13 protein-coding genes are annotated in these 15,382 nt (G+C 57.5%); 8 read left to right on the forward strand and 5 right to left on the reverse strand.

All coding sequences use genetic code 11. The features are described 5' to 3' along the window. Positions 1-17 precede the first annotated feature (17 nt). The 3 genes from AB5Z54_RS04395 (at position 18) to AB5Z54_RS04405 (ending at position 4,435) form a co-directional block, all read left to right on the forward strand. On the forward strand, positions 18-1,232 hold the full coding sequence (locus AB5Z54_RS04395; RefSeq protein WP_368160439.1) for a MalY/PatB family protein: 1,215 nt from the start codon (positions 18-20) through the stop codon (positions 1,230-1,232). A 144-nt stretch (positions 1,233-1,376) separates the two neighbouring features. Further along, positions 1,377-2,246, forward strand: a complete 870-nt coding sequence (locus tag AB5Z54_RS04400) for a substrate-binding periplasmic protein (RefSeq protein ID WP_368160442.1) — start codon at positions 1,377-1,379, stop codon at positions 2,244-2,246. Further along, entirely contained in the window at positions 2,243-4,435 is a 2,193-nt protein-coding gene (locus AB5Z54_RS04405) for a hybrid sensor histidine kinase/response regulator (RefSeq protein WP_368160444.1), read from the forward strand. The genes AB5Z54_RS04400 and AB5Z54_RS04405 overlap by 4 nt, the downstream gene beginning before the upstream one ends. A 69-nt stretch (positions 4,436-4,504) precedes the next feature. Here AB5Z54_RS04405 and AB5Z54_RS04410 read toward each other — a convergent pair whose 3' ends face one another. Then, positions 4,505-4,984 (reverse strand): pyridoxamine 5'-phosphate oxidase family protein, encoded by a 480-nt coding sequence (locus AB5Z54_RS04410; RefSeq protein WP_368160448.1) that lies wholly within the window; start codon positions 4,982-4,984, stop codon positions 4,505-4,507. A gap of 42 nt (positions 4,985-5,026) precedes the next feature. Next, on the reverse strand, positions 5,027-7,831 hold the full coding sequence (locus AB5Z54_RS04415) for an ATP-binding protein (protein WP_368160451.1): 2,805 nt from the start codon (positions 7,829-7,831) through the stop codon (positions 5,027-5,029). A 198-nt stretch (positions 7,832-8,029) separates the two neighbouring features. Between AB5Z54_RS04415 and AB5Z54_RS04420 the strand changes: the two genes are divergently transcribed. The 3 genes from AB5Z54_RS04420 (at position 8,030) to AB5Z54_RS04430 (ending at position 10,441) form a co-directional block, all read left to right on the forward strand. Beyond that, positions 8,030-8,455, forward strand: coding sequence for a potassium channel family protein (locus AB5Z54_RS04420; protein ID WP_035136976.1), 426 nt, complete (start codon positions 8,030-8,032; stop codon positions 8,453-8,455). A gap of 37 nt (positions 8,456-8,492) precedes the next feature. Beyond that, entirely contained in the window at positions 8,493-9,026 is a 534-nt protein-coding gene (locus AB5Z54_RS04425) for a TIGR00730 family Rossman fold protein (protein ID WP_368160454.1), read from the forward strand. 125 nt (positions 9,027-9,151) lie between these two features. Continuing rightward, complete coding sequence (locus AB5Z54_RS04430; RefSeq protein WP_368160457.1) at positions 9,152-10,441, forward strand: chloride channel protein; 1,290 nt, start codon at positions 9,152-9,154, stop codon at positions 10,439-10,441. A 463-nt stretch (positions 10,442-10,904) separates the two neighbouring features. Here AB5Z54_RS04430 and AB5Z54_RS04435 read toward each other — a convergent pair whose 3' ends face one another. Then, positions 10,905-11,231: a transposase gene (locus AB5Z54_RS04435; protein WP_346969711.1), complete on the reverse strand. Its 327-nt coding sequence runs from the start codon at positions 11,229-11,231 to the stop codon at positions 10,905-10,907. A 402-nt stretch (positions 11,232-11,633) separates the two neighbouring features. Beyond that, positions 11,634-11,828 (reverse strand): hypothetical protein, encoded by a 195-nt coding sequence (locus tag AB5Z54_RS04440; protein WP_368143438.1) that lies wholly within the window; start codon positions 11,826-11,828, stop codon positions 11,634-11,636. A gap of 280 nt (positions 11,829-12,108) precedes the next feature. On the opposite strand from AB5Z54_RS04440, the gene AB5Z54_RS04445 reads away from it, so the two are divergent. Then, complete coding sequence (locus tag AB5Z54_RS04445; protein ID WP_346970198.1) at positions 12,109-12,735, forward strand: hypothetical protein; 627 nt, start codon at positions 12,109-12,111, stop codon at positions 12,733-12,735. Positions 12,736-12,743: 8 nt separating this feature from the next. Then, positions 12,744-13,025 (forward strand): helix-turn-helix domain-containing protein, encoded by a 282-nt coding sequence (locus AB5Z54_RS04450; protein WP_346970200.1) that lies wholly within the window; start codon positions 12,744-12,746, stop codon positions 13,023-13,025. A gap of 1,073 nt (positions 13,026-14,098) precedes the next feature. Here the strand turns inward: AB5Z54_RS04450 and AB5Z54_RS04455 are convergent. Further along, on the reverse strand, positions 14,099-14,371 hold the full coding sequence (locus tag AB5Z54_RS04455) for a hypothetical protein (protein WP_346970201.1): 273 nt from the start codon (positions 14,369-14,371) through the stop codon (positions 14,099-14,101). Positions 14,372-15,382: the final 1,011 nt, after the last annotated feature.

The raw sequence follows: 15,382 nt of genomic DNA on the forward strand, positions 1-15,382 counted from the left end.
TTGCACGGGGGTCCAGCATGAAATACGACTTCACTTCAATCATCGACCGCCACGGCATGGACTCCATCGCCGTTGACTCTTGGGGCGAGATCCCCGGTATGGCTCCGAATGCACCCGACGAGGGCTTCGACCGCATTCCCATGTGGGTGGCCGACATGAACTTCGCCACGGTGCCCACGGTCCAGGAGCACATCATTCAGCGTGCCCAGCACCCCATGTTTGGCTACTTTAACCCGCGCCCCGAGTACTTCGACCGCATCATCGAATGGCAGAACCGCCGCAATGGCGTCGAAGGTTTGAGCCCTGAACATATCGGCTACGAAAACGGCGTGCTGGGCGGTGTCGTGTCGACGCTGCGCGCGTATGTCCAACCAGGCGATGCGGTGCTGGTCCACAGCCCTACCTACATCGGCTTTACCAAGTCCATTGAGGCCGCGGGCTATCGCATTGTCCACAGCCCGCTTAAGTTCGACGACCAGGGCGTGTGGCGTATGGACTTTGAGGACATGGAGCACAAGCTCGCCCAAAACCACATCCATGCCGCGGTGTTCTGCTCGCCGCACAATCCCTGCGGCCGCGTATGGGAGCGCGACGAAATCGAGCACGCCATGGACATCTATCGCCAGCACGATTGCGTGGTGATCTCGGACGAGATTTGGTCCGATATCATCCTGCCGGGGCACAAGCACATCCCGACGCAGTCGGTGAGCGAGGATGCCCGCATGCGCACGGTTGCCCTCTATGCGCCGAGCAAGACGTTTAACCTGGCGGGCCTGGTCGGCAGCTACCACATTGTCTACAACGAGACGCTGCGCGACCGCGTGTGCGCCGTGTCCAACAAGACTCACCACAACGAGATGAACGTCCTCTCCATGCATGCGCTTATCGGTGCCTACCAGCCGCAGGGCTACGAGTGGGTGGACGAGCTCAACCAGGTGCTTGCCGGCAATATCGAGTACTTCTGCGATTACGTGGACGAGCATTTTGAGGGCGTGTCTTATTCGCGTCCGCAGGGCACGTACATGGTGTTTCTGGACTGCACCGAGTGGTGCCGCGAACATGGCCGCGATATTCAGTGGCTGCTCGACGAGGGGGCGCGCGTGGGCGTGGGGTATCAGGACGGCCGTCCGTTCCACGGGCCCTGCCACATTCGCGTGAATCTGGCGCTGCCGCTTTCGCGCGTAAAGGAAGCGTGCGGCCGCCTGGACCGCTACGTTTTTAATGCACGGTAAGTGAGCGCTGCATGCGGGGTCTTCTGCCAAGTCGGCTGGAAGGCCCCACACGGTAAAGCGTCTGTAACAATTGGGTGCTCGTGTGGTTTTGTTTGCTATTATCTTTAACCATTTCAGTCTGTAAACAGGATCGTATGGAGCTCGATGAAAAGATCCCGTCGCTCGGTTGCCATTTCGTTGTTTGTTGCGCTTGCAGTGGCGAGCGCTTTTGTCGTAGCGATAGCTGGCTGCTCCGGGTCGAATGACGAGGCATCGACGTCTGCATCAAAAGGCCTGGAGGCCTCGCAGGTCCAGGACGACAATCTTAAGACGCTCAACGTCGGCAGCGACCTCTATCCACCGTTTGTGTATACCGACGAGTACGGCGATATTGTTGGCCTGGATGTCGAGATATTGACCGAGGCTTTGGCCCGCATTGGTTACAAGCCAAAATACCAGCTGATCGACTGGGAAAAGAAGAAAGAGCTGCTGGCGAGCGGCGAACTCGATTGCGTCATGGGTAGCTTTAGCATGACGGGTCGCGAAAACGAGTATCGTTGGGCCGGCCCGTACCTTGCGAGCCGCCAGGTGGTCGCGGTCGATTCCCAGAGCGATATCTACACGCTTGCCGATCTTGAGGATAAGATCGTGGCGGTTCAGTCCACCACCAAGCCCGAGGACATTTTGCTCAATCGCACAAATGAAAACGTTCCGCAGATCAAGGAGCTCTACAGCTTTTCGGACGGTTCATATCTGAACCCGGCGCTCGTCGAGGGCCTGGTCGACGCTATCGCCGCGCATGAGTCCTCGTTCCTCACCTACGAAAAAGACTATGGTGTGACATATCGCATTTTGGATGAGCCGCTGCTAAAGGTTGGTTTGGGCACCGCTTTCGATATCAACGATACGCGCGGCATCGACGTCAAGCTCACTCATGCCTACCAAGAAATGCTTGCCGATGGCACCATGGAACGCCTAGTGTCAAAGTACTTTGATGACCCTTCGCCCTTTTTGAATATAGAGGGCCTGTCATGATCGGTGCACCCGACCACGCCGTAGAGAAGCGGGGCAATCGTTCGGCAGGGGCATGGTTCCTTGTCGCCCTGCTGGGGATAGCGCTCTCGGTTGTTGCCGGTATGATGAGCTACAGCTACACGACAGCTCAGGCCGAGCAGCGCTTTGCCGACGTTGTCGATTACGTGGCGACGCAGAGCCTTTCCTACGATGCATTCAATAGCGCCTATACGACCAAAAACCTGATTCGCGTTATGGAGATCGCCGGAGAGACAGCGCGCGATATGGAGCGCGACGGTTCGGTGGATAACGCCATGCTGGAGCAATATGCCGACCAGTTCAACGTGAGCGCACTGATCGTGACGGACGCATCGGGCAATTTGGTGTCCGAGTCCTCGACGGATGGCGTGGGCTACGAGTCGCTCGCTACGTATCTCAAGGAAGCACCCGTGCTGGAGGTGGCAGCCCATCCGCTTAAGTCCTATACCGCCCGCATCACGCTTGCGGATGATTCGGTCGCAGACATTGGCTGCGTAACCCGGCGGGATGACGAGGGCATCGTTGTTGCGGTAAGGCATCAGAGCGCGAAGGCAGTTGCAAGCAATACGCTCAAACTGCAGAGCCTGCTCGGTGGTTATGAGACCATCGACAGTGGCAATATCGTGATCGAAAGCGATGGCAAGGTCGTTGCGACCAATGTCGTTGAACCCACCATATTGGGCGTATTCGATCTGCCTGTGACGGATGTCTTCATTGTCGACGGTATTAAGGATCGATGCCTGGCTGGTAAGGTCAAATTGATTAACGCCGACGGCGAGTGGTATTTGGGCACATTTGGAAAAGCGCACAAATTCTATGTGTACACCTATGCCTCGGCGCGGCATTACTTCGAGATCGTCGCCGCCGTTGTCGCCTGCGTGCTGGTGCTCTACGGCGGTGCAATAGCCGCCGTTGTGATGATGCGTCGCCGTGCCGAGCGCCAGCGCATGACCGACCTGTTGCTGCAGGAGCGCGACTATGGCGACAAGCTGGCAAAGGCGGCGCGCGAGGCCTCGTCCGCCAACTCGGCAAAGACGGAGTTTTTGCGTCGCATGAGCCACGATCTGCGCACGCCTATCAACGGCATTCGCGGCATGGTCGAGGTTGGCGATGCCAATGCGGACGATCTGCAAAAGCAGACCGAGTGCCGCTCAAAAATCTGGACGGCATCGGGACTGCTGCTCGACCTTGCCAACGAGGCGCTCGATATGAGTCGCCTGGAGAGCGGGCAGGTCGACCTGAACCTCGTACCCACAAATTTGGTGGCACTCAACTGTGAGGTGCGCGATATTCTGGAGCGCCAGGCCGAGGAGCGTCTGGTGACAATTATCTGCGACCAGCAGACGCTTAATCATCCCTATGCGCGGGTGAGCGTGACGCACCTCAAGCGCTTGTTGCTCAATATTGCCGGCAATGCCGTCAAGTACAACCGCCAGGGCGGCTATGTTCGCCTGGTGTGCCGCGAGGTGGAGCCAGCGGATGGCGTCCCCGTCTATGAATACACGATCGCCGACAACGGTATTGGCATGAGCGAGGAGTTCCAACAGCGCCTCTACGAGCCGTTTTGCCGTGAGGGGCAACAGGTGGAAGGCGCTTCATCGGGAACTGGCCTGGGCGCGCCTATCGCAAAACAGTTGGTCGAGCTTATGGGCGGAACCATGAGTTTTACGAGCGTCTTGGGGCAGGGGACGACGTTTACCATCCGCCTGCCGTTCGAGAAATGCAAGCGCTCCGAGATTCCTCAGGCTGTGCGCGTGGACGCGGGAGACGGCGATGCACTCCAGGGCTTGCGCGTTTTGCTCGTAGAGGATAACGATCTGAATGCCGAGATCGCGCAGTTTACGCTCAGCCGTGCCGGTGCCGTCGTGACACACGCTAGGGATGGTGAGTCTGCCGTCGAGATGTTTGCCGCGAGCGTGCCGCACGAGTACGACGTGGTGTTGATGGACATCATGATGCCGGGCATCGATGGCCTTGAGGCCACACGTCAGATTCGAGCACTCGATCGCGAGGATGCCGCGACCACGCCGATTATCGCCGTGAGCGCCAACGCCTTTGCCGACGACCGCAGGCTTTCGCGTGAGGCGGGCATGAACGCGCACCTGAGTAAACCCGTGAGCTCGCAGGAGCTCATTGAGGCGCTTGCGCACATAGCCGCCGACGCTCTATAAGCATATGGCCTGGTTCCAAGGTGGGTTGGAACCAGGCCATATTGTTATTGATGAGGCCTGCTGAGGGGCTTACTTTTCCTGAATCTGCTTGCCGCAGAGATGCTCAATCGTAATCTCGTAGAGCTGGACGCCCTTAATGTCCTTGGCGATTTCCTCTTCGACTTCCTCGGCGGAAGGGTAGTACTTAAGGGCGAGCTGGCGGACTTTGTCTTCGATAAACGCGGGAGTGTCGTTCGCCAGGCGACAGCGGCCAAAGACCACGGTACTCATAACGTAGGGAGCCCAGTCACCGTCCTTGTGCCACTCGTTGCCGTAAACGGTAAAGCAGACCTTGTCATCGCGCTTGAGTGCGTCGACCTTGTGGCCGGCTTTGGCGCCATGGAAATTAATCTTGTCGTGCTCGGCGTCAAAGAAGTAGTTGACGGGAATGGCGTACGGGTAGCCATCGTCGCCGTTGACGGCAAAGACGCCGCGCTTGCAGGTAGCGAGCAGTTCGCGCGCTTCCTCGTCAGTGATGGCGCGTTTCTTTCGACGTAAGGGCCTAAACATCGTTGGCTTCCTTTCTGGTCGTGCGTGGTGGTTGAGCACAAACTATAGCGAAACGGATCCGTTTTTCTTGATGCGGGCGAGTATGTTTTTGAGCTTGTTAAAGTCGAGCGGTTTGGACAGATGGGCGTTCATGCCGGCGTCGTGTGCCGCCTTGGCGTCCTCGGCAAAGGCATTGGCGGTGAGCGCGATGATGGGGATATCGGCTGCATCGACCTTCTCGCTCAGGCGAATCGCGCGGGTTGCCTCGTAACCGTCCATGTCCGGCATCATAATGTCCATCAGGATCGCATCGAAGCTGCCGGCGGGATGAGACAGGTACAGATCGACGACTTCGTTGCCGTTGACGGCGCGGGTGACCACGACGCCCTCGGATTCTAGCAGCGTCTGGGCAATCTCGGCATTCAATTCGTTGTCTTCGGCGAGCAGCACGTTCATGTCGGCGAGCGAGCAGTCGAGCGCCCTCTCGACCGTATTCGCCCGCGCCCGGGGGTTCTTGTCGATATCGAGCGGAATTTCCACGTAGAACGTGGTGCCCACATGGAGTTCGCTGGTGACTTCGATGGTGCCGTCCATCAGTTCAATAAGCGACTTGACGATTGGCATGCCCATGCCGGTTCCTTGGAACTTGCTGCGCGCATCGTCACCTTCTTGGGCAAACGGCTCATAGATATGCTTTAAAAACTCGGGAGCCATGCCAATGCCGGTATCCGAAACGCTAAAGCAAAAGAGCGCGCGCCCGTTATCGAGTGGCTTGGTCTGTGAACTAAAGGTGACGGAGCCGCCGTGCTTGTTGTACTTAATGCTGTTGTCTAACAGGTTGATCATGACCTGTCGGATATGGGTGGGACTGCCGATTACGTATGGCCCCGTGGCGTACGGCAGCCTATTGTCCTGCATTGTGATGCCGTTACTGGACGCGCGGAGCTTGCACAGCACCAGCGTATCATCACAAAGCTCTTTGAGGTTAAAAGGCGCATGTTCCAGTGTTAGCTTGCGGTCTTCGATTTTTCCCATCTCGAGGATGTCGTTGATCAGCGAGAGCAGGTGATTGGCGGCAACGCGCGCCTTGGCACGGCTCTCGCGGGCGACTTGCATATCGCCTTCCTTCAATTCTTCAATTTCGATAAGGCCCAGGATACCGTTGAGCGGCGTACGGATGTCGTGGCTCATGCGCGTGAGGAATGCCGTCTTAGCGGCGTTGGCAGCATCGGCTTTTTTGCGCTCGGTTCGAGCGCGCACGAGCGCCCAGATGAGCAGGACGATGCCGACCGACAACATACCGATGAGGGTAGCTGCAATGGCGGTGCGGTTGCGGTAAAGGAATTGAAGCGTGTTGGATTCCTGGGCCGTGTACGACGTGGAGGAGAAATTGCTTGCGGAGAGCGATTCTCCGGCATTGATGATGCCCTTGTTGATGATTCCCAACAGCTCGGGCTTGCCGCGCGACATCAAGCACGCGAGGTCACAGGTGTCAGGGAGCTCGACCGTCTCGCAGTCCTCGAGATCATAACGGTCACCGATGGTTTTTACGCGTGAACTGGGAGCGACGATGCAGTGTGCCGTTCCCTTCCTGAGGGCGTCGAACGCTTCATCGTCGGATTGGTATTCGGTTACGGTCGCTGTGGGGAACAGACTTTCAAGTGCATTTTTGTTGACAAACGATGATTTGGTGCAGGCGATGTTCTGAAGGTCTTTGTTCAGGTTGCTGCCGGTGTGGATGGCGGTGAGGGACATGGTCCCCAACGATACCGACTGCACAACGCCTGATTGCTCGGCGAACCAGTAATCTCGGTATGCCGGCAGCGCAACGTCTATGCTTCCCTCTGACAGGGCCTTTGACATCATCTTGTAGCTATCAAAGGCGACGGTTTTGACCGTAATGCCAAATTTATCGTGTAGCGTCGTCGCAAGCGATGTGAGCGAGCCTTCCATTTCGCCGTTTTCGTCTTCGTTGCAGTAGGGGAGTTTGCCCGTAATGTAGCCGAGCGTGATGGTGTTGTCATTTGCTTTGAGCCAGGAACGTTCGGGGCCGTTGAGCGATGATGAACCGCTGTTTTGGGCCGAGTAGTTAGATTTGACTTCGTCGATATAGCGTGGGTTGACGCGGGCGATTGCCGACATGGCGGCATTGATGTCGTCCATCAGGTCGGGGCGGCTTTTGGGGACGGCAAAATAGTAGCCGCTCGAACCAATGTAGAACATGGGGGAGGCGCTGGGCGACGAGGCCGTGTCGTTCATGATAATGGCATCGACCTCGTTGTTTGCGAGCGCGTCAAAGAGAACGGAGTTCCCGTCATACTCCCTGTATGTGCAGGTGATTCCTTCGTTGGCGAGCCACTGCTGGCCAACGAAGGTTTGCATAACGCCGGGGTTGCAGCCGATGGTAAGGCCTTGGAGCGCTTGGGGGTCACCCTTGGCCAGATCGTCGCGCTCGGGCTTGGCGTAGATGTAGTAGCGCTCGGTGCCCTCGGGGTTCGAGGAAAAGAGCAGCTTTTGGGCGCGTTCCTCGGAGTAGGAGATGTTGGGCATGAGGTCGATCTCGCCCGCCTCGAGCATGTCCATAAGTTCGGTGAAGGTGCCGGAGACGTATTCGTACCGCCAGCCGGGCGTGTAGTACGACAGGGTCTGGAGGTACTCGTAACCCCATCCCGAGAGACGCTCGCCGGGGGTGCCGTCCTGGAAGCCCTCGTTGTTGACGAGCCAACCAACGCGGACCGTCTTGACTGGCTGATCGGTGTTGGCGGCATAGACGGGGGCGGGCGCGGCGGCGCTCAGCACGGTAAGCGCGACGAGCACGATGACCAAGGCGCGAGATATAACTAAACGAAGGGCGACGGTAGCTCTCACGTGCAATCCTAACGAATCGAGACAATACCGCATAAGGATACCAGCTCAGCCTGCCTAGCCGGCGGCTGCACCGCTAAACGCTCCCGCCCGGCAGTTGGGGACAGTCCCTTTCTGCCGGCACAAAAGGAACGTCCCTAACTGCCGGTTGTGGGACAATACCGAGCAAACGTGATTGGGCGTCTGGGAAAAGGGGTCGCGATGAACAAGTTGAGGACGCTTGCCGACGTGTTGCGCCAGGCTGGCTTTGCGCGCATCACGGGCCTGTTTCTTATCTTTTACCTGCTATGTTCGACGGCCGTCTGGCTGTCCGAGCCTACGACCCTCACCTTTGGCGATGGACTTTGGTTTAGCTTCGAGACGGTCTCGACCATCGGCTTTGGCGATATCCCGGCCGAAACGCCGGTTGCCCGCGCCATTACCGTTGTCCTGAGCGTTATCAGCATCTTCTACATCGCCATGCTTACGGGCGTGGCGGTGAACTACTGCAATACGCTTATCAAGATGCGCCAAAAGGACACCATGGCGCGCTTTATGGACGATCTTGAGCATTTGGAAGAACTCGACCGCGATGAGCTCGCCGATTTGTCGCGCCGCGTGCGCGAATACCGTCGCCGGCAACGATAGAACGGGTGCCGCGCGTCACGACGGGGGGGGATTGCATATGAACATCACGGTGTACCTGGGCGCGAGCGTCGGCAACGACCCGGCGTTTCTGCCCGCGGTGCAGGAGCTGGGCAATTGGATTGGCGCCAACGGACACGCGCTCGTATACGGCGGGTCCAAATCGGGACTGATGGGCGCGCTCGCCGATAGCGTACTCGAGGCAGGCGGACATGTGACGGGTGTGGAGCCGAGCTTTTTTATCGAGGCAGAGTTTCAACACGACGGAATCGACGACCTTATCGTGACGAGCGGCATGGCCGAGCGCAAAGCCAAGATGATCGAGCTCGGCGATGCGTTCATCGCATTTCCAGGCGGCACGGGCACGCTCGAGGAGATTGCCGAGGTCATGTCCGCGGTGTCGTTGGGGCACCTGAGCTCTCCGTGCATCCTGTATAACCTGGACGGTTACTACAACGACCTCACGGCGTTGCTCGGGCACATGATTGATAAGGGGCTTTCGAGCCCGAGGCGCCAGCACGGCATCTACTTTGCCGACGATTTGCGCGAGATTGCCTCGATTATCAACGGATAAGTCTTGAGCCTGCCCCACTATGGCTCCCAATGGTGCCGTTTGCGGCGCAGGCGGTTGGCTCGTTCGGGTAACGCTCGCTCTACAATAAAACGTATCTATGTCGACTTTGACCGCGGGAGGACCCGATGGATAACCTTGCCAAACCCACGAACCGAGCGCTGTTTTTGGTCAGCGTTGCCGTGACCGGTGCACTCGCGGGTGCCGCAGTCTGGCTGTTCTTTTTTGCGATGGAGCACGGTATCGACTATCTATGGACCGAGATTCCGCACGCGCTGGGCGTCGCTTCGCCCGAGCTTGCCAGCGGCCCGTTTGGCTTTCTGCCGTACCCGTTTTTTGTCTGCCTGCTGGGCGGCCTGTTAATCGGTCTGTACGAAAAGATGACAGGCACCAAGACCGATGACCTCAACCAGGTGATGGCTAAGGTTAAGCAAGACGGGCGCTACCCGTACGACAACCTGGGCAAGCTTTCGCTCGCGGCATTGCTGCCGCTGCTGTTTGGCGGAAGTATTGGACCGGAGGCCGGCCTGACCGGCGTTATCGCGGGTCTGTGCAGCTGGGTTGGCGACCGCATGCGCCGCTTTGGCGCCGAATTTAGGGAGCTTACGCTGCTGGGTACCCAGGCCGCGTTGACGGCGCTCTTTACCGCGCCCGTCTTTGGCTTTGTGGCACCGCTTGCCGGTAGCGCCGACGGCGACGAGGGCTCTGCGTCCGACGAGATCACCATCAGGCTGCCCAAGGCGCAAAAGACCGTGGTTTACGGCATCGCGATTGCCGGCGGCCTGGGCACCTACCTGCTGCTCGGCCAGCTCATGGGCGGCGGCATGGGCATGCCCAGGTTCGAGGCTGCCGTGGTGGGCAACTTGGAGCTTACCTGGCTCGTCCCTCTGTCGTTGATCGGAACAATCTGCGGCTGGCTGTACTTTGTCTCTGAGCACGCGAGCGAAGCGCTTGCCCATGCAATAGGGGAGCGTCCTGTCGTCAAGGCGATGCTGGCTGGTTTGGCGCTCGCGATCTGCGGCACGGTCCTGCCCTACACCATGTTTGCCGGCGAGACACAAGCCGATGTGCTCATGGAAACCTACCTGACCATTCCCGCTGGCGTGCTTATCGCGATCGGTCTTGTCAAGGCCATGTTGACGCCTGCCCTCATCAACCTTGGCTGGCGTGGCGGCCACTTCTTCCCGGTTATCTTCTCGGGTGTGAGCCTTGGCTACGGCCTTGCCATCCTCACCGGCGCCGATCCGGTCTTTTGCGTCGCCGTTTGCACCGCCTCGACAATGGGCGCCGTCATGCGTCAACCCGTCATGGTCGTGGGCCTGCTGCTCATGTGCTTCCCACTCAAGGGTATCGTCTGCATGATCATCGCGGCCGCCATCGCCGCTGGCATTCCGCTGCCCAAGCCGCTGCGCAAGTAACGTGGTGGTGCGCGGCCAATACAGGCATCCCAGGCCCGGCGTGAGAATGTGGCGTCTGCTGGGCTGCTGTTCCAACAGTCATGAAGAAAGAATCCGCGCGAGATACCGAGCGAATCAAAGAACGCGCGGCTTTCCTGTGGGTCGCTCTACAGATTGACAGCGTACGAGTCCAACCCGTATTCGCGGGCAAGCAGGACACTGGTAATACCGGTACCCGACCCAAGGTCGTAGACGCGGACGCCGCAGGGGACAGGCGCATCGCGAAGCAGCTCTTCGGATCGCGTCGGGAAAGTTGGCGTAAGAATCCCTTCGGGAGGGCGGCCCACCGCAGAATCACATCGCCATCCTACGCCGTCTCTAGCATGTCCGCAAGCTCCAGGCTCGACATGATGGTGCGTTCCACGACCAGCCTCAGCTCCTCGTCGGACCTCGGCTCGGCGGCGGCCGCGCCGCCCGCGTGCAGCTACGCCATCTTGGCCTCGGAGAAGTAGCGCGCATGCGACCACTCCTCGTCCTCGTCGCACATCACCGCCCCGGCCAGGCGCTCGAGCGACTCGACCGAGGGGAAGGTCTCCGCGACCCTGGCGACCTTGCGGGTGCTGGCGCCGGTGGCGTACATCACCGCCATCGCGGCCACGAACGCCCGGTCAACCCGCTGGTAGCGCTCGACAATGTCGTCGGGGAAGAAGCTGCCAGTCCGCAGCTTGGGATGCGCATGGTGATCGTGCCCGCACAGGTCTCCAGCCTCCGCTCGTGGTAGCCGTTGCGGCTGTTCGTCCCTCCAGCGCACAGCTGGTCGACCACCGCGTCAACGATCTGGTTGACGAGGACTTCGGCGAGCGCGCGCACGAGCTCATGGAGGTTCACCATCCCGTCGTCGAAGCGGGGCGAACCCTCGGCGCCGGGGCCTCGATCTGGTTTACACTCTGCATCGCGGTCATTTCCTTGCATCGAATCCGTTTGTCGCAGCTACAGATTCTAAGGCGGTGGCCGCTCCTTTGCTTCAGGCCCTTACACCGACATTTCCGACATGATCGACATTTTCGAATGACTTTGGATGAAATCAATGGAACGGCAGCTTGAGATTGCCTCTAGCTTGCGGCTACTAGACTGCAATGGCGACGAGATTCCGGATATTGGAAAGGCGTTTTGCTGAACAAGAGGGTTCGGCGAGCCGTACATTGATAGGCGGTTAAGGATTGAGAGCGACGGTCTCTGTTCGATATTCACGTTCGACGACGCTGGCGGTCTGGGAGAGGCGATTGAAGGGGGGGGTCTTGCGCGAGGACTTGGAAACCAAGCATTCGACCTGTATGGACTTCAGCGACGAGTCTTGTTTGGCGCGGTTGAAGGTTGAGGTGTTATCCATGCTGAAGGGGATACGCATTGGACGAGCGGCTCCTTTTGTCCGATAAGCTGATGCGAGTTTCCCGAACTCTTGCTGAATTGCCCGGGTGAACTTGCAGCTGGCCAGATGTTGTCATCGTTGTTTCCGCAAAGCTATTGCTCAATAACATCAAACCGTAATAAAATAGAAAGAGACCATTAAAAGAATTAAAGGAATCTGATACCTAAGGAGGAAAAATGATTTTCACTAACGATGCTAGTTCGTATACCTATTGCTCTGTAATCGGTTGGGGAAACGTTTGCTTTAAGATTGGGTTCTAATGGCCGGCAGCCAATCATGGCGCGCCATCAAGGTGAAACTGGATAGATATCAAATGGACACTGCTTCGAATGCGGCGAACCGATACATGACGAACGATGAGGAGAAAATCTACCAATCTCTGGGGCGCCTAAAATCCGTGAGCCGAGTCGCGGGCCGATTGCTTAGAGTTCTATTTTATATTTATATAGTTGCTATCTTGGTGATTTGTGCGGCGATGTTCTTGTGGATTGTCTCTTTGGATTATTCAATCGGGGATATCCTGTCAACAATCCAGCGGTTTTTGCCCAATTTGATTATGGTCGCTATTGTAACGCTTCTGTTTCGACTGTTCATACGTGTGTTTGAGGATATGTCACGAGGTGAGTCTCCTTTCTCGGACATACAGTCTTTACGATGGAAGACAGTTGGTTGGCTGCTTTTGGGTAAAATGCTATTTGAGCTAATGATCTCATTTGCTCCCTTTTCTATTGAGTCCGTTGGAGACATGTTTGTCGGGCTGTCCGTTCAACCCATTATTGTGAATGTTGATGTGGCTTCTGTGCTTTGGGCGATTGTCTCGTTTTGCCTATCATATGTTTTTAAGTATGGAGCCTTGCTTCAGAGGCTATCCGATGAAACGCTCTGAGGTGCCTTATGGCGATTATTTTTAATCTGGATAAGATGTTAGCCTCCCGTAAAATGCAATCGAACGATCTTGCTGATGAGTTTGGCTGCAGCGTCCAGACGATTTCCAAACTTAAAAACGGCAAGGTAAGGGCATTGAGGATCGAGACGCTTAATCGGCTTTGCGAGATATTCGACTGCCAGCCCGGAGACCTAATTGAATATATGAGCGCGGAAGAGGCACGTAAGAATTTCGGAGAGAAATTCATGGAAGATTACCTGGCGTTCTATCGTGAACAAAGCGCAGACTAGAGTGGATAAACAACATATTAGCCGAATCAATTGCCTCGAGAAATTTACTTTAAATTGAGAAAGTGGCCCCCCATTTATGTACCGTTAATATCCGGTTCAGTATTAACGGTGCCGAAAAGACCTTATAGGATAAATATCGTGTTTGACATGGGGCTGTTAACGCGGGCAGAGTTGTGGACATTTTGATATCAACATCGCATTGCCAACGCGATTCGTGGCTTGTCGCGCGTGAACCAGCTGAGAGCTTGCGTAATGCGACCCGAACGGAGCCGCGGTATTCAGATATCAGGCTCGGACATGAGCTCGGCGACACCCGCGCCGATCCAGGCTTTTTGGTGGAAGAGTTTTTGTTTGAGCGGTCGAAGAACCCTTCGGAGTAGCCCTTGTTGCCAGTGCGGCCTGCGGGACATGCAGCGCACACCCCGAACTTCAATGCCTGTTTATCCATCGCAGTGTTGAGCAGTCCCTCCAGCAGCGGCTTTACCGCGACGCTGATGTCGATCGTTCCGTCCTCACGGTTCCGACGTCGGAGAGTGCCTTTTCGCGTGTGGTTTTCATAACTGCCGTTTCTTTCTCAAGAGCCATTCGTTGCGAGTTCTTTGAGGCTCTGAAGAAAGCATATGCAAGCTGGGGGCAGGTCGACCCTCAACTCGCAATGCCTAGCCGAGTTTGACATATTTCACCTCAGCACCGTGGATGGGGCGGAGCCTGTTACCCATAAGTCGTCCAGCACAGCCTTGAACGGGATGCTTCCCCATTGCCGCGTAGTGGGTGGCCCCTTCGTCGGTGTTCGATGCGCTCACCCCATGGTCCGGGTCTCTGAGCCGGATTCTGCCTGGGAAACAAGCGAGAGGAAGTTTGTCCCGTCTGGTTGGCCATCATAGTCCTCAAAGCGCCGGCGAGCCCGACAGTCTCCGAAGACGGCATGTTCTCGGCTAGCGCGCAGAGAGCAAGCTCAACCGCCTCATGTCGTACGCGCATACTTACCGTCTGGAGCGGTCCCGCCGGACCAAATTCGTCCTCAGTGAATTACATACCGAAAACACACCGAAGCATTCAGAGATGGCCGGCTATCAAGCGGTATATGATTCTCGGAATGCCGGCGCACGCTTCCTTGCGGCCTGCGTTTTCGGCTGGAGCGGTATGGCGTTGTTCACTATGGCGTAGTGTACTGTACCGCCGAGCTTATTGATCCTGATGCGGGGTCGTCCGACCTCGTCGCGCCTGTCGCGCTTGGATAGTGACAGGATGTTCGTGTATGAGACGTAGGCCTGTAGCTGCATCGAGCCTGAGTCAAGAATGAATCCGATCAGCTTCCCTGCCTCCGAGTTGACCTCCGCCTCCATGTTTTCTAATCGCTCCTGCGTGCCCAAAGGGTACTTCTATAGCTCTATCGATCGATTTCCAGGAGTTGACGCATCGAAAAGCCGCATAATGACGCCGGGTGTTTCCGCGTGGCATCCCTAGGTCGTCGAGGGACGGGGCATAAGGTAGTCCGTGCGCGCTCGATGGGCTGTTGCTTGGAACGTGTGGCAATCCTACGCCGCCGTGGCGTCGGGGGTTACCGCTGCATCGTCGGCTTCGCTGTGATTCGGACTGCAATGGGTTTGTGCCTCGGCGTAATACGGCGGCATGCGAACCAAGTCGGTGGGATATTGCCAGGTACGTCAGTGCACTGCGGCCGGGAAGGAGATGGCTGTCCAGCCGGAAGGGGTCGACTGCTGCGCCCGCTCAGGCCGCGTTCGGTGATCGGGCGATACTTCGAGTCGTCGTCGCGTTCGGAGTTCGAAGGGCAGCACGCACGGCACGCAGATTCCTCTTCAAGGGATACGTCATCTCAATTTCCATCCCACCAAGAGAGCGGCTTGGAGCTGAGCGCTCCTACGATGCAGGTGAGCTCATTAGCGAGCTCCTGGAAGATCGGAAGTTCGCACGGCTCGCTTGGGTCGTCCGTTTTCGCCGCTTGGTCTTTCGGCCTGCAGGGCTCAGGCCCGGGTAGAGAGAATCGTGTAGCCGTGGTGCTCCGCAGTCTCTAGGCAGCAGCGGTTTGTCCATCGGGCCCCTTGCGTTTCCGCTGACTACGGTGATTCAGTTGTCCGGGACGATGGTACACGGGGAGCACATGTCTTTTTCGAAGGTACGGTCGCCCGCCGCGATCCGGGAATGTGCCTCCATGTCGGGGAGACTCTTGGCGCATATCCATCTCGAACGGGGGAGGGCGATGGACAAGTGCGCCGGTGGCCTCACTCCGAGACGGGGGCGTGGACCGAGGCGGCGACGTCGGCTCAGGCCGGACGCGTTCAATCCTTACGGACGGGTTGTGGGTGGGGTATAGGCGTTGACCTCGCGGGAGAATG

This window comes from Collinsella aerofaciens (assembly GCF_040910185.1).
Lineage (GTDB): Bacteria > Actinomycetota > Coriobacteriia > Coriobacteriales > Coriobacteriaceae > Collinsella > Collinsella aerofaciens_BF.